The sequence below is a fragment of the Streptomyces sp. NPDC007917 genome, assembly GCF_042959105.1.
In the GTDB taxonomy this organism is placed as follows: Bacteria; Actinomycetota; Actinomycetes; order Streptomycetales; family Streptomycetaceae; genus Streptomyces.
This window is the reverse complement of the sequence record NZ_JBIBKK010000001.1, coordinates 569,648-590,883: the sequence shown is the minus strand read 5'-3', so window position 1 is coordinate 590,883 and position 21,236 is coordinate 569,648. Positions and strand designations below refer to the sequence as shown.

Below are 21,236 nucleotides of genomic sequence, written 5' to 3'. Positions count from 1 at the left end.
AGCAGGTGGGCGAGCGCGTCCTGGAGGATGCGGCTGGTCCAGCCGGAGCCGAAGGTCCGCAGGGCGCGGGCGCGTTCGACCAGTTCCCCTGGGCCGCCGACCACGGCCAGGCGCAGATCGGGCCCGTACGCCTTGGAGTAGGAGCGGACCAGGGCGGTGCGCTGCGGGAGGTGCGTTCCGATGCTGGCGCCCGGGAGTGTGGCGAGCGGGCCGATGCCCCCGGCGGCCAGCAGCAGCGGGTGGCCATCGCCCGCGCCCTGGCCATGCGGCCGAAGCTGATGCTCTTCGACGAGCCGACCAGCGCCCTCGCCCCCGAACTGATCGGCGAAGTCCTCGCCACCATGCGGGACCTGGCGCGCGGCGGCCTCACGATGCTGGTGGTCGCCCACGAGATCGGCTTCGCCCGGGAGGTCGCCGACCGGGTGATTGCCGGCACGGGGCGGGGCGTGAACGGTCAGGGCTTGGTGGCGTACGCGACGAAGTTGGTCCACACGCTGGGGGAGAAGGCGAGCTGCGGGCCCTCCTTGTCCTTGGAGTCGCGCACGTGGACGGCGTCGGGGCAACTGGCCACCTCGACGCAGTCGTTCGAGGCGCTACTGCTGTAGCTGCTCTTGAACCAGGCCAGTTCGGACGTGTTCATAGCTCCCCTCGCATCCGCTGCAACAGGCTCAGCGATTCTTCGAGAGACAGAGCCTGTGAGCGCATCCTGGCATACCGCATCTGGAGCACGCTGACCACTTTCGAAGCCGTGATGAACTGGCCGCTCTCCTGCCCTTCACAGTATGCGAGCCAGCGGTTCTCGGGCGTCTCCAGGAGCTGCACGGGCCCAGCCATGCCCGCGTGTTCTCTTGCCAACGGCATGATCTGGATCTCGACGTTCCGCAGCTCTGCGACTGCCAGAAGACGGTCGATGAGTTCCCGTGTGACCTCCGTTCCGCCCAGACGCTTCAGGAGCAGATGCTCGTCGACGATGAAGCTGAACGCCGTGTTGGGCCGCTCGGACAACAGCCGTTGGCGCTCTGCGCGTACTGCCCACTGGGCCTCGATCTGGGCGTTACTCATGGGCGGCAGTTGGTGTTCGCACAAGGTCCGCGCATACGCCTCCGTCTGCAACAGCCCCGGAATCAACCGGCACTCGTACGTGTACAGCGCGATCGCCACCCTCTCCAGCCGCGCCCACTGCCGAAACCACGCCGCCAGCCCCGGCTGCCGGGACAGGTGCCGGGCCGCCCTCCGCAGCGCCCCCGTGTTGCCAGTCGCCTCCTCCGCCCGTTCCACGAAAGACGCGTCCGGCATGCGCCGACCCTGCTCGATCGACGCGACCGTATGCTTCGAGAACTGGACCAGCTCGGCGAACTGCTCTCTGCTCAGCTCCGCGTGTTCCCGCAGGGCCTGGACCACGGCCCCGAACGTCCGCAGACTGTCCGAAGGCTCCGGTTCCCCGCCGCACGGCGGTGTCTGTGCTTCGCTCGCGTCCGTCTCACCATCCGTACTGACACTGTGCTCGGCCATCTCTGGCCCCCTCCTGTCGCACCCCGCCCCATGTGACGCTCTTCGCCGCTCACATACTCACGGCCAGTCACGAGTACCGTCCACGATTCGTGTGCGTACGCTGACTCAGCGTACGCAGCGTCATCCTGGTGCGCAGGCGAATCCGCAGGTCACCGTGGGCGCATGACGCCAGCCCCCACTCGCCAAGGGTCCATCACCGTACGTGTGTTCACCCAGCTCTTCAGCTCCACCCCCCTCGGCGCGCGCCTCGCCCGGCGGCTCACGCTCCATCAGCTCGACGGCTGGAACATCCCGCACGGCACGCGGCTGTCGGACGCGGCCGCTCTCATCGTGGGAAAGGTCTCGTCCGAGAGTTGCAAGGGGTCCTTGCAAATGCTCTTTGCAACTCGTAGCCTTCTGGCGTGGCCGAACAACCGCCTGCTCAAGAGATCACCGATGTCGAGGCGCTGCGCGCCTTCGCGCACCCGATGCGGCAGAAGATCGAGCGATGCCTGCGCCGGGGGCCGGCCAACTCCGCCGCGCTGGCACGCGAGTTGGGTGAGAGTACGGGGCTGGTCAGCTACCACCTGCGGCAGCTGGCCAAGCACGGCTTCGTCGAGGAGGTCCCGGAGCTGGCGAAGGGGCGGGAGCGGTGGTGGCGGGCGGTGCCGGGGGACCGGCGGTACCCGCCGTACAGCCGACAGACGCCGGAGATGCGTGAGGCGCTGACCGAGATGCATCGGCTCAACCTCGCCGAACTGATCGACTCCGCCCGGCGGTTCGAGGAGGCGCGCGACACGCTGGGGCCCTGGGCCGACGCGGCGCTCTTCTCCCGCGCCACGCTCCGGGTCGACCCTGCCCAGCTCCGCGCGTTCTTCGAGGAGTACATCGCGCTCCTCTACCGGTACTCGACCTCGGAACCAGGGAACGCGGCCGAGGCGCGGACCGTGCTCGTCCGGCTGCTCGGAATTCCCGAGACCGACTGACCGCGCGGCCCCACCGACAACGAAAGGGGACGCACGCCGTGCTGCTCCCGGCTGCATCCGCATCACTGATACGCGCCGTACTGGCCGTCCTGTCCGGGGTGTTGGCCAGCGCCCTCCTGCTGGCCGCGCCAGTGGCGTACGCCGACGGGGACGGGCTGGTCCGTCAGGAGGTCACCTTCCGGGGCGGCGGTGGGCTCGTCCTGCACGGCACCGTGCTCAGCAAGGACGGAGTACCCGGCCGGAGACCTGGCATCGTGCTTGTCGGCGGCTCGGGTGCCGGGCCCCGGGAGGAGTACCGGCAGGAGGCCGAGGCGTTCGCCCGGGCCGGGATCACCACGCTCGTCTACGACAAACGGACCGTCGGCTACTCCCGGCTCCACCGGGACTTCGGCCTGCTGGCCGACGACGCGCTCGCCGGAGTGCGGTTGTTGCGGTCCAGGAGCGGGGTGAACCCACGCCAGGTCGGGCTGTGGGGGTTCAGCGAGGGGGGCTGGGTGGCGCCGCTGGCCGCCTCGCGCTCGGCCGACGTCGCGTTCGTCGTCACCATCGGCGGGCCCGGCTACGACCCGCTGCGCACCGAGACCTGGAACCTCGCAACGCATCTGCGCCACCAGGGGGTGGGCGGATCGTTCCGTCACACCGTGGCCGGTCCCGCCGCCCAATTCCTGGGCTCGACCGGTCTGTTCCCCGCGGCCGGCTACGACCCCTTGCCGGTGCTGGAGCAGCTCCACCGAACGCCGGTACTGGCGCTGTGGGGCGATCACGACACGCAGGTGCCGCCCCGGGAAAGCGCACGGATCTTCCGCGAGGCCCTGGCCCGTGCGGGCAACCGGCACGCCGTCATCGGCTTCGTCGCCGGTGGTGCGCACAACGGGCACCGCACGTCGGACGGGTTCGACCGGATCGGCGGCCCCCTCTTCCATGGCAAGAAGCTGGGGGAGCTGACCCCGAGCTATGCGCAGACCATGACCTCATGGGTGCGGGCCGTCGCCGCCGGCCACCCACCGGCGTCGAGCGCCGCCCCCGCACCCGAGCAGGCACTCGCCACCACCCCTGTACCTGGCCACGCCTGGTATGTCTGGCTCGCCCCGGCGCTGCTCCTCCTCGGCTTCGCCGCCTATCCGGTGAGCGCCCTCCTGCGCCGGGGCCCGGTCCTGCGTCCGGTGCGGTGGTTGGCCGGGCTCGGCCTGCTCGCGGTCGTGGCGGCGGTGGCCTGCCCGCTCGCCGTCTTCGTGGTCAGGGATGGCGCGGCGGCACCCGTGGTCTGGGGTCGTCCGGCGGTGTGGCTGGTGGTGCAGGGCCTCGCGGCCGCCGTGGTGGTGTCCGCCTGTGTCTCGGCAGCCGCGCTCTGGCGCCGCCGGCCGGCGCCGAGCTGGGCGGCCTGGCTGCGCCTGGCTCCGGTCGGGCTGGCCGCGGTCGGGTTCGTGCCATGGGCGGTGTGGTGGGGTGTTGCTGCGTGACGGCCATGGACTCCGTCTCCGCGCAGCGTCTGTCGCTGTCGTCGCGGGTCATCCCTCGTGCAGGGCGTCCCGCGCCGCGTCCACGAAGTCCGTGAGGGCGCTCCAGAACGGGCGGTAGGCGGCCTCGAAGCGGCGTACGGCCTCGGGGTGGTCGGGGTGGTCGTCGGAGCGCATGTCCCGCAGGGCCCGGTGGAACGGGCCGGTCGCCTTCTGCAGGGCGTTTGCCGCCCTGGCCGCGGCGGGGGGCCCTTCCAACTCGACCACGCGCACGCGCCGGCGCAGCTTCCCGTACGCGTCGAGCTCCCGCTCGGCCATCTCCTCAAGGGCGGCGGGCCGGTGCTCGGCGTCGGCGGTCCGCTGGGCGGCCGATATCTCCCAGTACACCTCGACCGTCTGGTGGGCGTGTTCGATCAGGTCGAGGTACGCCGTGCGCCTGCTCTCGCGCCGCCGCTCCGAGTGCTGGGCCCGTGCCGCGGTGTCCGCCTGTATCCGGGCGGCCCGGGTGTTGCCGCGGCTGGTGACCCAGCTGGCCAGGACGGCGGTGCCCCCGGTGAGGGCGGCGATCCAGAATGTGCTGTCGGCCACGATTCGTTGCTCCCCGGTTCGTCATGTCATTCGTCATCTCAGGCGGGCGGTCGCCATCGCCCGATCGTAGGAAGATGTGGAAGATACGTAAGACGGAACGGTTCGGCGGTGTGGCGCGGGAGATACGTTCCGGGGCATGAGCGCATCCGGACTGCGGCCTGTCGTCACGGAGTTGAGGCTGTCGGCCTTCAAGACGCACCGCCGCGCGGCCTTTCCCCTGGGGCCGCTGACCTTGATCGCAGGGCCCAGCGGAAGCGGTAAGTCCGGTGTGCTGGAGGCGTACGCGGCGCTCGCGCGCCTGGCGGGTGGGCAGCGGCTGGAGGAGGTCTTCCACGACCCCGCCGGATACATCCCGCGGCGCGCCCGGCCGGACGGGCAGGGGAGGCGCGGCTTCCGGATCGGCTGCACGGTGGACGGCCCGGTCGGGCCGGTGCGGCTGGACGTGGCCGTGCAGGCGGAGCCCGAGCTGCGGATCGTGGGCGAGCGGATGACGGGCGCGGGGGAGACCCTGCTGGAGACGGCGCTGCGCGACCCGGGGCGGCGCCGGGTGCAGGCGGCCTGGCACACGGCGGGGGCGGTCGCGGTCACCCGGGCCCCGCTGCCCGACGACCGGCTGGCGACCTCGCTGCTGCCGCTGCGGGTGGCGGGCAAGACCGAGGGGCAGCGGCTCGCGCTGGCCGCCGCCGAGCAGGTCGTCGTCGCGCTGCGGTCCGTCTTCGTGTGCGACCCGCGGCCGGAGCGGATGCGGGCGCCGGCGCCGCAGCGGGACGGGCGGCTGCGCGGCGGCTGCGACAACCTGGCGGCGGTGCTGCGGCGCACCAGCCGGGAGTGCGGCACCCGGCACGCGGCGCTGGTCGCGGCGGTGCGGGCGGGGTGCGCCGGGCCGGTGGAGGACCTGGTCACGGAGGGGCCGGCGGGCGGGGCGGTACGGGCCCTGCTGGCGCAGGGGGAGCTGGGGGCGATGCCCGTCGAGCGGCTGGGGGACGGGGAGCTGCGCTATATCGCGCTCGCGCTGGTGCTGCTGACCGGGCCGGGGGTGCTGGAGATGGACCCGGCGGTGGATGTGCTCTCGGCGCGGCAGGCGCTGACCGTGCTGGCCGACGGGTTCGACCGGTGCCTGGACCGGCGGCAGGCGCGGGCGCTGCTGAGAGTCGCGGCGCGGATGTGCGCACGGGGGCACATCCGGCTGGTGGGGACGGTGGCGGAGCCGCCGGTGGCGGATCTGCCGGGCGCGGAGGAGGCCGCTGGGGCGACAGTGGTACACCTGGGGTGTGAGCGAGGCACGAGAGAATCGACAGCCCGATGAGCCGCGAGGCCAGGACCGAGACGTGCGGGCGCTTCAGCGTCGTCTGGCCGCGTTCGCCGCGGCGCGCGACTGGCAGCCGTACCACACGCCCAAGAACCTGGCCACGGCGCTGAGCGTCGAGGCGTCGGAGCTGGTGGAGATCTTCCAGTGGCTGACGCCCGAGGAGTCGGCGCGGGTGATGGAGGAGGCGGGGAGCGCGGCCCGGGTCGAGGACGAGGTCGCCGATGTGCTGGCGTATCTGCTCCAGTTCTGTGAGGTGTTGGGGATCGACGCGCTGGCGGCTCTCGCGGCCAAGATCGAGCGCAATGAGGTCCGTTTTCCGGCCACCAGGCGTTAGGGATCTTCGTTTCGTCACTCTCTGTAGTGAAGAAGTTATCCACAACGCAACTGTTGTCAACAGATTCCTGAATTCCCCTAGCTTTTCTGCCTGTTAGTCATCACTCTGGGTAGTGGAGGAGTAGCGGGCGTGGGAAGCCCGTTGAGAGGGGAGCGGGGCATGGAAGCGATGCGGCTGATCGGTGTCACGCGGCACGCCCTGGCGCAGGCCGGGACCGTGCATGACATCGTGGCCGAGGCCTGGCAGATACAGGCGCTCGCGGAGGCGATCGGTGGCCATTTCGTGGTGAGTGGCCCGGCGGCCGCGCGTGCGGAGGCGCGCGGCCTGTGCGAGGCGGGAAGCAGGTCGCGCGGCGTCCTGTTCCACCCCGCGCTGCACCACCCGGCCTTGCACAGCGGGGGCTTACGGGCCGCCCAGCTGTCCGAGGTGCGGGATCCGAGGGAGGTGCTGCTGGCGCTCGGCGATCTGCTCGCGGAGGCGGGTTTCGCGCTGGTCGGCGTCGCCTCCAACACGGACGAGGAGGCGCTGTACTGGCAGTGCGTCGAGGCGATCGACGCGGCGGACGAGGCGAGGGACCGGGTGCACGGGATGCTCAGGCACATGACGGTGCTGGAGTGGGGTGGCGCGGCATGACAGTGCAGGATGGGATCCATGGATCTGCGAATCTTCACCGAGCCCCAGCAGGGGGCGAGCTACGACACCCTGCTCTCCGTCGCCAAGGCCACCGAGGATCTGGGCTTCGACGCGTTCTTCCGCTCCGATCATTACCTGAAGATGGGAGATGTCGACGGGCTGCCCGGCCCCACCGACGCGTGGATCACCCTGGCCGGGATCGCCCGCGAGACCCGGCGGATCCGGCTCGGCACCCTGATGACGGCCGCGACCTTCCGGCTGCCGGGCGTGCTCGCGATCCAGGTCGCGCAGGTCGACCAGATGTCCGGTGGCCGTGTGGAGCTGGGCCTGGGCGCGGGCTGGTACGAGGAGGAGCACCGGGCGTACGGCATCCCCTTCCCGGCGGAGAAGTTCGCCAGGCTGGAGGAGCAGCTGGCCATCATCACCGGTCTGTGGCGCACGCCCGTCGGCGAGACCTTCGGATACGAGGGGACGCACTACCAGCTCGCCGACTCGCCCGCGCTGCCCAAGCCCGCGCAGGACCGGGTGCCCGTGCTGATCGGCGGCCACGGCAAGGCCCGCACCCCGCGCCTCGCCGCGCGATACGCGGACGAGTTCAACATGCCGTTCGCCTCGGCGGAGGACAGTGAGCGGCAGTTCGAGCGGGTGCGGGCGGCGGCCGAGGCCGCGGGCCGCAAGGGCGACGACCTGGTGTACTCCAACGCGCTGGTGGTCTGCGTGGGCAAGGACGATGCCGAGGTCGCCCGCCGGGCCGACACCATCGGACGCAAGGTGGACGAGCTGAAGGAGAACGGTCTGGCGGGCTCGCCGGCCGAGGTCGTCGACAAGATCGGCCGGTATGCCCAGGCCGGCTCGTCCCGGATCTATCTCCAGATCCTGGACCTCGACGACCTCGACCACCTGGAGCTGATCTCCTCCCAGGTCCAGACCCAGCTGGGCTGAACCCCACGCACCACCGCAACACCGCACCACCGCACCACCCTGAGCAAGGAGCACCTGTGATGTCTGCCCGCCGTACGCCCCTGGCCGCCGCCCTGGAGCGCGGGCCGCTCGTCCTCGACGGCGGGCTGTCCAATCAGCTGGAGGCGCAGGGCTGCGATCTCTCCGACGAGCTGTGGTCGGCCCGGCTGCTGGCCGATGACCCCCAGCAGATCGAGGAGGCCCACGCGGCGTATGCGCGGGCGGGCGCACGGGTGCTGATCACCAGCAGCTATCAGGCGACATACGAGGGCTTCGCCCGCCGGGGCGTGAGGGAGGAGGAGGCCACGGCGCTGCTGGAGCGCAGCGTGGAGCTGGCGCGCCGGGCGGCCGAGGGCGCGGGCGGCACCGCCGAGCGGCCGGTGTGGGTGGCCGCCTCCGTCGGTCCGTACGGGGCGATGCTGGCGGACGGCAGCGAGTACCGCGGGCGCTATGGGCTGAGCACGGGCGAGCTGGAGTGGTTCCACCGGCCGCGGATCGAGGCGCTGGCCGCGGCCGGGCCCGATGTACTCGCGCTGGAGACGGTGCCGGACACCGACGAGGCCGAGGCGCTGCTGCGGGCGGTCGAGGGCTGTGGGGTTCCGGTGTGGCTGTCGTACAGCATCGCGGGAGAGCACACCCGGGCCGGGCAGCCGCTGCGCGAGGCGTTCGCCCTGGCCGCGGGGAACGACCAGGTGCTGGCCGTGGGGGTCAACTGCTGTGAGCCGGGCGACGCCGACCGGGCGGTGGAGATCGCCGCCGGGACCACGGGCAAGCCGGTGGTCGTCTATCCGAACAGCGGCGAGGAGTGGGACGCCAAGGCCCGCGGCTGGCGCGGCCGGGCGACGTTCGACCCGGCGCGGGTGAAGGCGTGGCGGGAGGCGGGCGCCCGGCTCATCGGCGGCTGCTGCCGGGTGGGGCCGGACCGGATCGCGGAGCTGGTGGCCGTGATGGGCGGCGAAAGCAGCGAGCAGAAGTGACGTACGGGCAGCGAGCGGAAGGAGCCGGCTGAGGTAGCCGGCGGAAGGGGGAGAGCAGGCCTAAACGATTAGAAACGCGGCGGTGGTCCGGCGATACTCGGACGGGTGTTCTTGACGATAACCACCACCGGCACCGCCGAGCGCCCCGCGACCGACCTCGGGTTCCTGCTGCACAAGCACCCCGACAAGGCGCAGCGGTTCTCGACCTCCCACGGCACGGCGCACGTCTTCTACCCCGAGGCGGACGTCGAGCGCTGCACGGCAGCGCTGCTGCTGGAGGTGGACCCGGTGGCGCTGGTGCGCCGGGGCCGGGGCAAGGGCCGGGGCGGCGCCCCGGACGCTGCCCTCGGGAACTACGTCAACGACCGCCCCTACGCCGCCTCCTCGCTGCTCTCCGTCGCCCTCAGCAGCGTCTTCTCCAGCGCGCTCAAGGGCCGCTGCAAGGCACGGCCCGAGCTGCCCGAGCGGGCGATGCCGCTGCGGATCGAGGTGCCCGCCCTCCCCGCGCGCGGCGGCGCCGAGCTGGTGGTGCGGCTCTTCACGCCGCTGGGCTGGGCGGTGACCGCCGAGCCGGTCCCGCTGGACGAGCGGTTCCCGCAGTGGGGCGACTCGCGGTACGTACGGCTGGTGCTGGAGGGCGAGCTGCGGCTGGCCGACGCGCTGCGCCATCTGTATGTGCTGCTGCCGGTGCTCGACGACGCCAAGCACTACTGGGTGGCTCCGGACGAGGTGGACAAGCTGATCGACTCCGGCGAGGGCTGGCTCGAGCACCACCCCGAGCAGCGGCTCATCACCAGCCGCTATCTGGCCCGCCGTTGGTCGCTCACGCGCAGCGCCCTGGAGCGGCTGGAGCTGGTGCGGCTCGCGGAGGCGGACGACAGGGAGGTGGAGGAGATCGACAACGCGGTCGACGAGCGGTCCGACACCGAGGACACGCCGGTGCCGCTGGCCGTGCGGCGGCGCGAGGCGATCCTCGACGCCCTGCGCTCGGCCGGCGCCGCCCGGGTGCTCGACCTGGGCTGCGGTCAGGGGCAGTTGGTGGGCGCCCTGCTCAAGGACGCGCGGTTCACCGAGATCGTCGGTGTCGATGTGTCGATGCGCGCGCTGAACGAGGCGGCCCGGAGGCTGCGGCTTGACCGGATGAGCGAGCGCCGCTCGGCGCGGGTGAAGCTGCTCCAGGGGTCCCTGGCGTACACCGACAGCCGGCTGCGCGGGTATGACGCCGCGGTGCTCAGCGAGGTGGTCGAGCATCTGGACCCGCCGCGGCTGCCCGCCCTGGAGTACGCGGTGTTCGGCGCCGCCCGGCCCCGTACGGTCGTGGTGACCACGCCGAACGTGGAGTACAACGTGCGCTGGGAGACCCTGCCCGCCGGGCGGGTGCGCCACCCCGACCACCGCTTCGAGTGGACGCGGGAGGAGTTCCAGGGCTGGGCGCGGACCGTGGCCGAACGCCATGGGTACGCGGTGGAGTTCCGGCCCGTCGGCCCCGACGACCCCGAGGTCGGCCCGCCGACCCAGCTCGCGCTGTTCCGCCTCGGCGCCGGAACCGGCACGGAAACCGGCGCCGGGACCGGTACGGAAACCGGCACGGAAACCGGCACGGAAACCACCCCTGAGACCGACACCACGACCGCGAAGGAGACGGCCGCATGACATCCGCCAGGCGCGACCTCGCCGTGCCCGACCTGTCCCTCGTGGTCCTCGTCGGTACCACCGGCTCCGGCAAGTCCACCTTCGCCCGCCGCCACTTCCTGCCCACCCAGATCGTCTCCTCCGACGTCTGCCGCGGGCTGGTCGCCGACGACGAGAACGACCAGAGCGCCACCCCCGACGCCTTCGACCTGCTCCACTACATCGCGGGCAAGCGGCTCGCCGCCGGGCGGCTGACCGTCGTCGACGCGACCAACGTCCAGCCCCAGGCCCGCCGCAGCCTGATCGAGCTGGCCCGCGAGCACGACGTGCTGCCCGTCGCCGTCGTCCTCGACGTGCCGGAGAGCGTCTGCGCGCGGCGCAACGCCGAGCGCCCCGACCGGATGGAGCTGCCCGCCCATGTCATCCCGCGCCAGCGCCGCGAGCTGCGCCGATCGCTGAAGTCCCTGGAGCGCGAGGGCTTCCGCAAGGTGCACATCCTGCGCGGTGAGGAGGAGATCGAGGCCGCCGCGGTCGTCACCGAGCGCCGCTACAACGATCTGCGCCATCTGACCGGCCCGTTCGACATCATCGGTGACATCCACGGCTGCCGCTCCGAGCTGGAGACCTTGCTCGGCGGGCTCGGCTACGTACTGGAGCGCGACCCCCTCGGCCGCCCCGTCGACGCCACTCACCCCGAGGGCCGCACGGCCGTGTTCGTCGGCGACCTCGTCGACCGCGGGCCCGACAGCCCGGGCGTGCTGCGCCTGGTGATGGGCATGGTCGCCTCGGGCGCGGCGCTGTGCGTGCCCGGCAACCACGAGAACAAGCTCGGCCGCTATCTGAAGGGCCGCGGTGTCCAGCACACCCACGGCCTGGCCGAGACCATCGAGCAGCTGGAGAAGGAGGACGCCACCGACCCGGCCTTCCGCGACCGGGTGCGTGACTTCATCAACTCGCTGGTCAGCCACTATGTGCTGGACGGCGGCGCCCTGGTGGTCTGCCACGCCGGGCTGCCCGAGAAGTACCACGGCCGCACCTCAGGCCGGGTCCGCTCGCATGCGCTGTACGGGGACACGACCGGCGAGACCGACGAGTTCGGGCTGCCCGTGCGCTACCCGTGGGCCGAGGACTACCGCGGCCGGGCCGCCGTGGTCTACGGCCACACCCCGACCCCTCGGGCGTCCTGGCTGAACAACACCATCTGCCTGGACACCGGCTGTGTCTTCGGCGGCCGGATGACCGCCCTGCGCTGGCCCGAGCGCGAGCTGGTGGACGTCCCCGCCGAGCGGGTCTGGTACGAGCCCGTCAAGCCCCTGAAGACCGAGGCCCCGGGCGGCGCCGACGGCCGCCCGCTCGACCTGACCGACGTGCACGGCCGCCGTGTCATCGAGACCCGGCACATGGGCCGCATCGCGGTGAAGGAGGAGAACGCGGCGGCGGCGCTTGAGGTCATGAGCCGCTTCGCCATCGACCCGAGGCTGCTCCCCTACCTTCCGCCCACCATGGCCCCCTGTGCGACGTCCAAAGAAGACGGCTTCCTTGAGCACCCGGCGGAGGCGTTCGCCGCCTACCGGGCGGACGGGGTGCGCCAGGTCGTGTGCGAGGAGAAGCACATGGGGTCGCGCGCGGTGGTGCTGGTCTGCCGCGACGAGGAGGCCGCGAGCGAGCGGTTCGGCGCGCCGGAAGGCGTGTCCGGAGCGCTCTGCACGCGCACGGGCCGGCCGTTCTTCGACGACCCGACGATGACCGAGCGCATCCTGCACCGGCTGCGCGGCACCATCGGCCGCGAGGGCCTGTGGGAGGAGCTGGACACCGACTGGCTGCTGCTCGACGCCGAGCTGATGCCCTGGTCGCTGAAGGCCGAGGGGCTGCTGCGCAACCAGTACGCGGCCGTGGGCGCGGCCTCGGGCGCCGCGTTCCCCGGGGCGCTCGCGGCCCTGGAGTCGGCCGCCGCGCGCGGCGTGGAGGTGACCGCCCTGCTCGGCAAGCAGCGCGAACGCGCGGCCGACGCGGCCGCGTTCACCGAGGCCTACCGCCGCTACTGCTGGCCGGTGGGGGACCCGACGCGCGGCTGGCCGGGGGAGCAGCAGGAGACCGGCGGGCGCCGCAGGGTGGGGCCGCACGGCACGGACGGCCTGGACGGCATCCGGCTGGCGCCGTTCCAGATCCTGGCGGTGCGCGGTCGCAGCCTCGCCGCGCTCCCGCACGACCAGCAGCTCGCGATGATCGACCGGCTGATCGAGCGGGAGGAGCTGGACGCCTATGCGAACAACTCCATCTGCGCCTTCACCCCGAAGCATGTGAACCGGCTGCTCGCCCCCACCCGCCGGCTGGTCGTGGACACCGAGGACGAGGCGTCGGTCGCCGAGGGCGTGCGGTGGTGGCTGGATCTGACGGAGGCCGGCGGCGAGGGCATGGTGGTCAAGCCGCTGCAGGGGCTGGTGCGCAAGGGGGACGGCCGTCTCGTCCAGCCGGGCGTCAAGTGCCGTGGCCGCGAGTACCTCCGGATCATCTACGGCCCGGAGTACACCCGCCCGGAGAACCTGGACCGGCTGCGGGAGCGGCACCTGGGCCACAAGCGCTCGCTCGCCCTGCGCGAGTACGCGCTCGGGCTTGAGGCGCTGGACCGGCTGGCGGACGGGGAGCCGCTGTGGCGCGTCCACGAGGCGGTGTTCGGCGTGCTGGCCCTGGAGTCGGAGCCGGTGGACCCCCGGCTCTAGTCGCACCGGCCGTCGGGATGTGGGGGGGCCGGTCAGGCCCGCGGGGCCGCGGCCGGGCGGCGGGCGCGGAAGGCGCGGCGGTAGTCGTGCGGCGGCACTCCCACCGCCCGGGTGAAGTGGCGCCGCAGATTCGCCGCCGTGCCGAGCCCGCACAGCTCCGCCACCCGGTCCACCGGCAGGTCCCCGCCCTCCAGCAGCTCGCGGGCGCGCGCGATCCGCTGGGCCTGCAGCCAGCGCAGCGGCGTCGTGCCGGTCGCGGCGTGGAAGCGGCGGGCCAGGGTGCGCGGGCTGGTGTGGGCGCGCCGGGCGAGGTCGGCGACGGTCAGCGGGGTGCTCAGGCGCTCGGCGGCCCAGTGCAGCAGCGGGGCGAGCGAGTCGTCGGTGCGCTCCGGCAGCGGCGCCTCGATGTACTGGGCCTGGCCGCCCGGCCGGTGGGCGGGTGCGACCAGCTGCCGGGCCAGGGTGTTGGCGGCCGCGCTGCCGAAGTCCTCGCGCACGATGTGCAGACACGCGTCGATGCACGCGGTCGAGCCGGCCCCGGTCAGGACATCGCCGTGGTCCACGTACAGCACGCTCGGGTCGAGCCGCACGGCCGGATAGCGCTCGGCGAACAGCGCCGCGTACATCCAGTGGGTGGCCGCCGTACGGCCGTCGAGCAGGCCGGTCGCGGCGAGCGTGAACGCGCCCGAGCACAGCGATACGACGCGGGCGCCGCGCCGGTGTGCCTCGCGCAGCGCGTCGATGAGTTCGCCGGGCGGGTCGCCGCGCACATCGGCGGAGGCCGGGACGATCACCGTGTCCGCGGCGATCAGCTCCTCGGTCCCGTACGGCGTGTGCGCCGCGAACCAGGAGCGGGTGGCGACCGGGCCGCTGTCCGGACCGATCGCGCAGACCCGCAGGTCGTACCAGCCGTCGGGGAGTTCGGGCCGGTCGGTGCCGAAGACATGGCAGGGCACGGCCAGATCGAAGATCGGCATCCCGGCGGTGACGGCGACGGCTATCGAAGGCATGGCAGAAATGTAGCGGGTGCTGTCACTCCTGCCACTCGTGAGTCCATGCCGCGCCGTCGATGCTGGATGGGCATGACGATCCCCTCCACAGAGGCCCAGGGGAGCGGTGTGCCCACGCACGCGACCTCCCCGGGCCCTGATCCCCGCCGCTGGCTGGTCCTCGCCGTGGCGTCCACGGCCCAGTTCCTGGCCGTACTCGACCTGATCGCGGTCAATATCGCCTTCCCCGCGATCGGCGCCGACTTCCGCTCGGCCTCCACCGCCGCGCTCTCCTGGGTCCTGAACGCCTACACCATCGTGCTCGCGGCGCTGCTGGTCCCGGCGGGCAGGCTCGCCGACGAGACGGGCAGGCGCCGCTCCTTCCTGCTGGGCATGGCGCTGTTCGGGGCGGCCTCGCTCGGCTGCGGGGCCGCGCCCGGCCTCGGCTGGCTCATCGCGGCACGGGTGGTGCAGGGCGTGGCGGCGGCGGTCGTGGTGCCCACCTCCCTCTCACTGGCCCTGCCCGCCTTCGCGCCGCGCGAGCGGGCCACGGCCGTGGGGGTGTGGACCGCGGTGAGCGCGGTGGCGGCGAGCTCGGGGCCGGTGGTGGGCGGACTGCTCGCGGCCTCCGACTGGCGGTGGATCTTCCTGATCAACGTCCCGGTGGTGCTGGCGGCGGTGGCGGCGGGCGTACGGGTCCTGCCCCGCACCGAGCCGGTACGCACCGGGCCGGTACGGACCGGGCAGGTCCGGAGCGAGGGCGGCCCCCGTGCGGAAGGCTCCCGTGCGGAAGGCTCCCGACCGGTCGGTTCCCGCGTCCGCCGGCTCGACCCGCTCGGCACCCTGCTGGTGCTCCTGGCCACCGGCTCCCTGACCACCGCCTGCGTCGAGGCGCCGGACTGGGGGTACGCCGCGCCCGCCACCCTCGCCTTCCTGGCCACGGGCATCGCGTGTGCCGCGCTGTGCGCGGCGCACATGCGGCGCCACCCGGACCCGGTGGTGGACCCGGGGCTGTTCCGTACGCGCGGGTTCACCACCGCCACTCTGGGACTGTTCAGCTACTTCCTCGCCTACTCGGCGATCCTGCTCGCCGCGACCTGGCTGTTCACCGGCGTCTGGGGCTACTCGACGCGCCGCGCGGGCCTGGCCGTCGCCGCGTGGCCGCTGACCGTGCTGGTCGTCTCGGTGCTGTCGGGGCGGATCGTCCGGGCGCTGGGGGAGCGGCGCGTTGCCGTACTGGGCGCCGCCGCCTTCACCACGGCGCCGGTGTGGTGGCTGGTGGCGGCGGGCCCTTCGGGGGACGCGGCACATTACGCGGCCGGCTTTCTGCCCGGCCTGGTGCTGGCGGGGATCGGCGCCGGGCTGTACCAGCCGGTGATGTTCGCGGCGGCCGGTCTGCTGCCCGCCCGCCGGCTCTCCCTGGGCTCGGGAGTGCTGATGATGTCGCGTCAGGGCGGCACCGCGCTGGGCGTCGCGGCCCTGGTGGTGGTCACCGGCGGCGCCCGGCAGCCGGACCTGGGGGCGCTGCGCGCGGGCTGGGTCTTCGCGGCGCTGACCGCCGCGGTGGCGGCGCTCGCGGGCGCGGTGTTCCGTACCGGGCAGGACCGGACGGCGAGGCGCCATTGACGTGCCTGTGACATGTGCCTAGCGTGCTGTCGCCCATGTCTCGGTCGCAGGGTTCTCGCCGAACTGTCTCAGGACTGTTCACGGGCTTCCGCAACACCCGCCCGCCACGCCTATAACTGAAACAGGCCCGATAACCGGAACAGCGAAGGTGTTCTCCGCGAGCCGGACGACGCACTTGTAGATATGCGGCTCCGCCGCGTGGCACCGAGCGGGGAGGGCGGATGAGTCTCTTCGAGGGCGGCAGGCCCTTCCTTGACGCACTCCCCGCACAGGACCGGCGCGCGCTGCTCGCGCTCGGCAGGCACCGGACGTACGAGCCCTCCCAGGTCGTGCTGCGCGAGCACGACCGCACGACCTTCGTCGTCGCCATCACCTCCGGCTGGGCCACCGTCTCGGTGGAGACCGAGCGCGGTGTCCGCCTGATACTGGCCCTGCGCGGCGCGGGCGAGGTGGTCGGCGACCAGGCCGCCGTCGACCACGGCTCGCGCAGCGCCACGGTCACCGCCCTCGGGCGGCTGGAAGCGGTCGTCGTCTCCGGCGACCGCTTCCGCGCGTATCTGGCCGCGCGCCCCGCCGCCACCGTTCTGATCATGCGTCAGCTCAGCTCGCGGCTGCGCAGCTCGGACGGCGAACGCCGCTCCCTGGCCTCCGAGAAGGTGTTGCAGCGCCTGGCCGCCCGCCTCGTCGAACTCGCCGAACGCACCGGGCGCCCGGAGGCCGACGGCGGCATCTCCGTGGATCTGCCGCTGCCCCAGCACGACATCGCCGCCGCCGTGGGATCGACCCGGGAGGCGGTCGCCAAGGCGCTGCGGCTGCTGCGCGACCAGGGCGTGGTACGGACCGCCTCGCGCCGCTTCGTCGTCGTGGACACCGCGCTGCTGCGCCTGCTGGCCGAGGGGCGCGTGACGGGGTGACCGGCCGCGGCCGGCGCGTGAGCCCCGGGACCACGCGGCGGAGCCGCATACCGATACTGCGCCGACTGTGTAAACGGCTACAGCCGCCCGAGCTCCGGGCCGCGACCCTGAAGAAGGCACAGGGAGCGGGACCGTGTGCGACGGGGGTGCACGCGGCCCAGCGCCCGGCACCGGAGAAGGGCGGCGGAGCGGAGCACGGGGGCAGAGCCCCGCCGCCCACTTCGGCCGGAGCCCTGTGACGTGACACGAAGGACGGCGGGGCGATGAGCGGACCGGAAGCCACCCACACGGACGGCCGGACCTGGCGGACCACTTCGCGGGAGGGCTTGCGGGAGGACTCCCGGGAGGACTCGTGGGAGGAGCGGACCGGCACGCGCCTGGACCTGCCCGGGCACGGCATGGACAGCCCGCTGGGCACCGTGGGCGAGGCGGGCGGCGCCCGGGCGGCCCGCGAGGCGTGCGCGAACCTGCACACGGACGCGCGTCCCCACACCGCCCGCCACCCGGACGGGGCCGCCCCGGTGGGCCCGCTCCCCGAGGGGCCGGTGGCCCACGACGAGCTCGCCCGGCTGCGCCGTATCCACCGCCGGGGCCCGGGCTACGCCGCCATGCGGGAACACCTGCGCCGCACCCATCTCCTCGCGCTGTGCGGCGAGCCCGGCTCCGGGCGCGGCTGGACCGCGCTCGCGCTCCTGGCCGAGCCGGCCGAGGCGACGGGCGGCGGGGTCTGGCGGCTCGGCGCGGCGCCCTGCCCGGCCGCCGGTCACGGCGCCGAACACCCCGCCCCGGTGGGCGAGAAGACCGAGCGGGGCCACGGCTATCTGCTCGAACTGCCCGCCGGGCCCCCCGCGGAGGCCCTGCTGGACCGGTTGCGCGCCCACTTCGCCGAGCACGAGGCGTTCTGCGTCGTCCTTGTTTCCGGCGTTTCTGGCGTTTCCGGCGTTTCCGGCGGCGAGGCCGCCGACCGCCTGCTGCGCGGCCGCCGGCACGCCATGGCGTACGAGCCCCCGGCCGCCGCCGACGTGCTCGACGCACACCTGGCCGACCTGCTGGCCGACGAGCCGCCCGACCTCCTCCGCCGGGCCCGCGCGAGCGCCGTGAGCGCGGAGGTGACCGAGGCCCTGGGCCTGGAGGAGCCGCTGCCCGCTGAGGCGGCCCGGCTGGCCGGGCACCTCGCCGAGCACGCCCGGGGCGCGCTGTCCGAGGCGGAACTGCTCGCGCGCTGCCGGTCGTTCGCCCCGCGCCAGGCGCGCGAGTGGTTCGCGGACGCCGGCCGGCCCGGCACCCTGCCCGCCGCGCTGCCCGCGCTGCGCCGGGCGGCGCAGCGCATCGCCCTCGCCGTCTTCAACGGCTCGGCCCACAGCGTTACCGCCGAGGCCGCCGAACTGCTGGCCTGGGAGCTGGCGGTCACCCTCGACCCGCAGTACGCGCCCGGGCGCCCGCCGTTCACCGCGCCCGCCGACGCCCTGTGCGCCGTCGCCCGCGCGGTGCCGGGGGAGGGCGTGGAGGACCTGGGTGAGGCGGCCGTGCCGGTCCGTACGGTGTGGTTCCGGGGGCGCGCACTGGCGCCCGCGGTGCTCTTCGAGGTGTGGGACCACCACCACAACACCCGCGGCCCGATGTCCCGCTGGCTGCGCGGGCTGTGCGACGACCCGCGGCCCCAGGTGTGGGTGCGCGCCGCCGTCGCCGCGGGCGTGCTCAGCGCCCGCGACTACCTGTACGGCCTCACCGAACTGCTGCTCCCGCTGGCCCGCGGCGACAGCCCGGTGCAGCGCATGGCGGCGGCGACCGCGCTCGCCGAGGCGGCGCGCGACGCCGACGTACGCCCCGCCGTGGCGGGCCTGCTGAGCGGCTGGGCGGCGGGCGGCGACGAGCGGGAGCGCGAGACCGCCGCGCTCGCCCACGGCTACGGCCTGGTGGCCGGCTCGGTCACCGCGTCCCTGGAGGAGCTGGCCCGGATCGCCGCCGCCGACGGCGGCTCCACCGCCTCGTACAGCGCCGTGCGGCTGCTGGCCGGGGCGCAGCCCGGGACCGTACTGGCGCGGCTGGCCCACTGGCTGGGCGACACCCGCCGCTCCCGCCGCGACCTCGCGCTGCTGACGGTGTTGCGCGCGGTCGGGACCCGCACCTCGCATCTGTGGGGGCTGCGGGAGGTGCCGGAGCTGGCGCCGTACGCCGCCTGGCCGCTGGCCACGGCGCTGCTGGCGGCCCGCCCCCAGTGCCGGGCGGCGCTGGCCGAACTGCTGCGGGCCGCGCTGACCTGGGCCAGATCGGCCGAGGCGGCCGAGGACGCGCTCGTGGGCTGGATGCGGCGGGCGGCCGGGGACGAGCGGCAGCTGGCGGTGTTGTGCGACTTCCTGCCGCTGCTGGCGCAGGAGGGCCACGAACCGCTCGACGCGCGGGCCGCCGCGCGGATACGGGAGGTGCTGGAAGCGCTGTGAGGAGAACGACGGCGATGGTGGATGAGGAGATGTTGGACGAAGCGATGCTGGAGAAGCAGGGGGCAAAGGAGCCGGCAGAACGGACAGCGGACCACGGGGCGGACCCGGCGGATCGGACGCGCCCCGCCGCGAGCGGGCACCTCCCGGCGGTGGCCGGGGGAGCGCGGAGGCTGCGCGAGGCGCTGCGGCAGGGCGGCGAGGCGTTCCCCGCCGCGCTGCGCGAGGCCGACGACGGCCTGCTGCTGAGCGCGCTGGACGGCGGGATGCCCACCGACCGGGCCACCCGCGTCGTCGTGGAGCTGGTGCGCCGCGCCCCCGAGCGCGGTCCGGAGCTCGCGGACGCGGTCTGCGAGAAGGTGCTGCTGGCCAGGCTCTACCTCGACGCGGGGGAGCAGTCGGGCGCCGACGACCGGCTGCAAGTGCGCAACGCGCTGATGCTGTACGACGGCCTGGTCCGCCCCTGCGCCCAGCGCGGCGGCACCCCGGAACTGCTGGCGTGCGTGGTGCCCGCCCTGTGGGCCGCGCGGGGCGGCGCGGGCCGCGAGGTGGTGCGCCGCATCGTGGACTCGCGGCAGCCCACGGGGTTCGGCGAGCGGGCCTGGAAGGAGCTGTTCACCGGCGCGGCCGAGGAGTGCCGCGAGCACGAGGCCGCGGCGGCCGCCACCGCCCGGAGCGGGGCGCGCCGCTGGTGGCCGCGCCGTGGGAGGCCGCGCCGGGAAGGTGACGGCGGCCGGATCGATCTGCAGCCCGGTCAGCTGTGGGTGTCCGTGCTGCTGGGGCTGATCTCCGTGGCCCTGGTCCTGATCGTCGTCCTGGCCGCCCGGTAGCGCGGGCCCCCACGGCCCTGGACGCCCGTACGGAGTTCACCGCGGGGGCGCAGCGGCGAAGATGGAGGCATGGGATTCCATGTGGACTCCGAGGCCGGGCGGCTGCGCCGCGTCATCCTGCACCGTCCAGACCTGGAGCTGAAGCGGCTCACACCCTCCAACAAGGACGCGCTACTCTTCGACGACGTCCTGTGGGTGCGCCGGGCCCGCCAGGAGCACGACGGCTTCGCCGACGTGCTGCGCGACCGCGGCGTCGAGGTGCATCTCTTCGGGGACCTGCTGGCCGAGAGCCTGGCCGTCCCGGCGGCGCGGGCGCTGGTGCTGGACCGCGTCTTCGACGAGAAGGAGTACGGCCCGCTGGCCACCGGCCATCTGCGGGAGGCCTTCGCCGAACTGGGCGGCGCCGAGCTGGCGGGGGCGCTGATCGGCGGCATGACCAAGCGGGAGTATCTGGAGCGGTATCCGGAGCCGGTCTCCATCCGCTTCCACACCATGGAACCGGACGACTTCCTGCTCAACCCGCTCCCCAACCACCTCTTCACCCGCGACGCCTCCGCCTGGGTGTACGACGGGGTGTCCATCAACGCGATGCGCTGGCCCGCCCGCTGGCACGAGACGGTCCACTACGAGGCCGTCTACCGCCACCACCCGCTGTTCGCGGACGGCGGCTTCCACGTCTGGTCGGAGGGGCAGGCGGCCTATCCGTCGACGATCGAGGGCGGCGACGTCCTGGTGATCGGCAATGGCGCGGTGCTGATCGGAATGAGCGAGCGGACCACGCCGCAGGCGGTGGAGATGCTCGCGCGCGGGCTGTTCGCGGCCGGCTCCGCCCGGACCATCGTGGCGCTCGACATGCCCAAGGGGCGGGCGTTCATGCACCTGGACACCGTGATGACCATGGTCGACGGGGACACCTTCACGCAGTACGCGGGCCTGGGGATGCTCCGCTCGTACACCATCGAGCCGGGCGGCGCCGACCAGGAGCTCAAGGTCACCGACCATCCGCCGGAGCACATGCACCGGGCGATAGCGGCCGCGCTCGGCCTGGACGCCATCCGGGTGCTCACGGCCACGCAGGACGTGCACGCGGCGGAGCGCGAGCAGTGGGACGACGGCTGCAATGTGCTGGCCGTGGAGCCGGGGGTGGTCGTCGCCTATGAGCGGAACGCGACCACCAACACCCATCTGCGCAAACGCGGGATCGAGGTCATCACGATCCCGGGCAGCGAGCTGGGGCGGGGGCGGGGCGGGCCGCGCTGTATGAGCTGCCCGGTCGAGCGGGACCCCGTCTAGCCGGGCGCGACCCCCTGCAGGGGCGTGCCCACGATCGCAGGGCCGAACGGGCTTCCGTA

18 protein-coding genes and 1 pseudogene are annotated in these 21,236 nt (G+C 73.6%); 15 read left to right on the top strand and 4 right to left on the bottom strand.

Annotated elements, in window-relative coordinates; translation table 11 throughout:
• Window positions 1–215: 215 nt before the first annotated feature.
• A pseudogene (locus ACFZDL_RS02510) lies at window positions 216–428 on the top strand (ATP-binding cassette domain-containing protein); the annotation flags it as partial.
• 26 nt (window positions 429–454) lie between these two features.
• Here the strand turns inward: ACFZDL_RS02510 and ACFZDL_RS02505 are convergent.
• Complete coding sequence (locus ACFZDL_RS02505) at window positions 455–640, bottom strand: DUF397 domain-containing protein (RefSeq protein WP_353590943.1); 186 nt, start codon at window positions 638–640, stop codon at window positions 455–457.
• On the bottom strand, window positions 637–1,512 hold the full coding sequence (locus ACFZDL_RS02500) for a helix-turn-helix transcriptional regulator (protein ID WP_353590944.1): 876 nt from the start codon (window positions 1,510–1,512) through the stop codon (window positions 637–639). Before ACFZDL_RS02500 ends, ACFZDL_RS02505 begins: the two co-directional genes overlap by 4 nt.
• Window positions 1,513–1,913: 401 nt before the next feature.
• On the opposite strand from ACFZDL_RS02500, the gene ACFZDL_RS02495 reads away from it, so the two are divergent.
• Both ACFZDL_RS02495 and ACFZDL_RS02490 read left to right on the top strand, forming a co-directional pair.
• Complete coding sequence (locus ACFZDL_RS02495; protein WP_353590945.1) at window positions 1,914–2,477, top strand: helix-turn-helix domain-containing protein; 564 nt, start codon at window positions 1,914–1,916, stop codon at window positions 2,475–2,477.
• Window positions 2,478–2,515: 38 nt separating this feature from the next.
• Window positions 2,516–3,937 carry a prolyl oligopeptidase family serine peptidase gene (locus ACFZDL_RS02490; RefSeq protein ID WP_353590946.1) on the top strand — a complete coding sequence of 474 codons (1,422 nt, stop codon included), beginning with the start codon at window positions 2,516–2,518 and terminating at the stop codon, window positions 3,935–3,937.
• Window positions 3,938–3,985: 48 nt separating this feature from the next.
• On the opposite strand, the gene ACFZDL_RS02485 is transcribed toward ACFZDL_RS02490, so the two are convergent.
• The gene (locus tag ACFZDL_RS02485; RefSeq protein WP_353590947.1) at window positions 3,986–4,522 is read right to left on the bottom strand and encodes a hypothetical protein; all 537 of its coding nucleotides are present in this window, start codon (window positions 4,520–4,522) and stop codon (window positions 3,986–3,988) included.
• 136 nt (window positions 4,523–4,658) lie between these two features.
• On the opposite strand from ACFZDL_RS02485, the gene ACFZDL_RS02480 reads away from it, so the two are divergent.
• From ACFZDL_RS02480 to ACFZDL_RS02450, 7 genes are all read left to right on the top strand, one after another.
• Window positions 4,659–5,828 (top strand): ATP-binding protein, encoded by a 1,170-nt coding sequence (locus ACFZDL_RS02480; RefSeq protein ID WP_353590948.1) that lies wholly within the window; start codon window positions 4,659–4,661, stop codon window positions 5,826–5,828.
• Window positions 5,794–6,165 carry a MazG-like family protein gene (locus tag ACFZDL_RS02475; protein ID WP_391190048.1) on the top strand — a complete coding sequence of 124 codons (372 nt, stop codon included), beginning with the start codon at window positions 5,794–5,796 and terminating at the stop codon, window positions 6,163–6,165. The genes ACFZDL_RS02480 and ACFZDL_RS02475 overlap by 35 nt, the downstream gene beginning before the upstream one ends.
• A gap of 159 nt (window positions 6,166–6,324) precedes the next feature.
• The gene (locus tag ACFZDL_RS02470; protein WP_353590950.1) at window positions 6,325–6,798 is read left to right on the top strand and encodes a DUF6099 family protein; all 474 of its coding nucleotides are present in this window, start codon (window positions 6,325–6,327) and stop codon (window positions 6,796–6,798) included.
• Window positions 6,799–6,816: 18 nt separating this feature from the next.
• Window positions 6,817–7,740 (top strand): LLM class F420-dependent oxidoreductase, encoded by a 924-nt coding sequence (locus ACFZDL_RS02465; protein ID WP_353590951.1) that lies wholly within the window; start codon window positions 6,817–6,819, stop codon window positions 7,738–7,740.
• A gap of 59 nt (window positions 7,741–7,799) precedes the next feature.
• Entirely contained in the window at window positions 7,800–8,735 is a 936-nt protein-coding gene (mmuM, locus tag ACFZDL_RS02460) for a homocysteine S-methyltransferase (RefSeq protein WP_353590952.1), read from the top strand.
• A gap of 105 nt (window positions 8,736–8,840) precedes the next feature.
• Entirely contained in the window at window positions 8,841–10,388 is a 1,548-nt protein-coding gene (locus ACFZDL_RS02455) for a 3' terminal RNA ribose 2'-O-methyltransferase Hen1 (protein ID WP_353590953.1), read from the top strand.
• Window positions 10,385–13,087, top strand: a complete 2,703-nt coding sequence (locus ACFZDL_RS02450; RefSeq protein WP_353590954.1) for a polynucleotide kinase-phosphatase — start codon at window positions 10,385–10,387, stop codon at window positions 13,085–13,087. Before ACFZDL_RS02455 ends, ACFZDL_RS02450 begins: the two co-directional genes overlap by 4 nt.
• Window positions 13,088–13,119: 32 nt before the next feature.
• On the opposite strand, the gene ACFZDL_RS02445 is transcribed toward ACFZDL_RS02450, so the two are convergent.
• Window positions 13,120–14,097: a helix-turn-helix domain-containing protein gene (locus ACFZDL_RS02445; RefSeq protein ID WP_353590955.1), complete on the bottom strand. Its 978-nt coding sequence runs from the start codon at window positions 14,095–14,097 to the stop codon at window positions 13,120–13,122.
• Between the two features lie 72 nt (window positions 14,098–14,169).
• On the opposite strand from ACFZDL_RS02445, the gene ACFZDL_RS02440 reads away from it, so the two are divergent.
• From ACFZDL_RS02440 to ACFZDL_RS02420, 5 genes are all read left to right on the top strand, one after another.
• Entirely contained in the window at window positions 14,170–15,702 is a 1,533-nt protein-coding gene (locus ACFZDL_RS02440; protein ID WP_353590956.1) for an MFS transporter, read from the top strand.
• 221 nt (window positions 15,703–15,923) lie between these two features.
• The gene (locus ACFZDL_RS02435) at window positions 15,924–16,616 is read left to right on the top strand and encodes a Crp/Fnr family transcriptional regulator (protein WP_353590957.1); all 693 of its coding nucleotides are present in this window, start codon (window positions 15,924–15,926) and stop codon (window positions 16,614–16,616) included.
• Between the two features lie 263 nt (window positions 16,617–16,879).
• Window positions 16,880–19,057 carry a hypothetical protein gene (locus tag ACFZDL_RS02430; protein WP_353590958.1) on the top strand — a complete coding sequence of 726 codons (2,178 nt, stop codon included), beginning with the start codon at window positions 16,880–16,882 and terminating at the stop codon, window positions 19,055–19,057.
• Between the two features lie 14 nt (window positions 19,058–19,071).
• Window positions 19,072–19,884 carry a hypothetical protein gene (locus tag ACFZDL_RS02425; protein ID WP_353590959.1) on the top strand — a complete coding sequence of 271 codons (813 nt, stop codon included), beginning with the start codon at window positions 19,072–19,074 and terminating at the stop codon, window positions 19,882–19,884.
• 69 nt (window positions 19,885–19,953) lie between these two features.
• Complete coding sequence (locus ACFZDL_RS02420; protein ID WP_353590960.1) at window positions 19,954–21,177, top strand: arginine deiminase; 1,224 nt, start codon at window positions 19,954–19,956, stop codon at window positions 21,175–21,177.
• Window positions 21,178–21,236: the final 59 nt, after the last annotated feature.

Excerpts from the sequence above, each read along its gene's own strand:
- ACFZDL_RS02500 (WP_353590944.1), bottom strand. The coding sequence starts at position 1,512 with ATGGCCGAGCACAGTGTCAGTACGGATGGTGAGACGGACGCGAGCGAA.
- ACFZDL_RS02425 (WP_353590959.1), top strand. The coding sequence starts at position 19,072 with ATGGTGGATGAGGAGATGTTGGACGAAGCGATGCTGGAGAAGCAGGGG.
- ACFZDL_RS02430 (WP_353590958.1), top strand. The coding sequence starts at position 16,880 with ATGAGCGGACCGGAAGCCACCCACACGGACGGCCGGACCTGGCGGACC.
- mmuM (WP_353590952.1), top strand. The coding sequence starts at position 7,800 with ATGTCTGCCCGCCGTACGCCCCTGGCCGCCGCCCTGGAGCGCGGGCCG.
- ACFZDL_RS02420 (WP_353590960.1), top strand. The coding sequence starts at position 19,954 with ATGGGATTCCATGTGGACTCCGAGGCCGGGCGGCTGCGCCGCGTCATC.
- ACFZDL_RS02480 (WP_353590948.1), top strand. The coding sequence starts at position 4,659 with ATGAGCGCATCCGGACTGCGGCCTGTCGTCACGGAGTTGAGGCTGTCG.
- ACFZDL_RS02465 (WP_353590951.1), top strand. The coding sequence starts at position 6,817 with ATGGATCTGCGAATCTTCACCGAGCCCCAGCAGGGGGCGAGCTACGAC.
- ACFZDL_RS02470 (WP_353590950.1), top strand. The coding sequence starts at position 6,325 with ATGGAAGCGATGCGGCTGATCGGTGTCACGCGGCACGCCCTGGCGCAG.
- ACFZDL_RS02440 (WP_353590956.1), top strand. The coding sequence starts at position 14,170 with ATGACGATCCCCTCCACAGAGGCCCAGGGGAGCGGTGTGCCCACGCAC.
- ACFZDL_RS02505 (WP_353590943.1), bottom strand. The coding sequence starts at position 640 with ATGAACACGTCCGAACTGGCCTGGTTCAAGAGCAGCTACAGCAGTAGC.
- ACFZDL_RS02445 (WP_353590955.1), bottom strand. The coding sequence starts at position 14,097 with ATGCCTTCGATAGCCGTCGCCGTCACCGCCGGGATGCCGATCTTCGAT.
- ACFZDL_RS02450 (WP_353590954.1), top strand. The coding sequence starts at position 10,385 with ATGACATCCGCCAGGCGCGACCTCGCCGTGCCCGACCTGTCCCTCGTG.
- ACFZDL_RS02435 (WP_353590957.1), top strand. The coding sequence starts at position 15,924 with ATGAGTCTCTTCGAGGGCGGCAGGCCCTTCCTTGACGCACTCCCCGCA.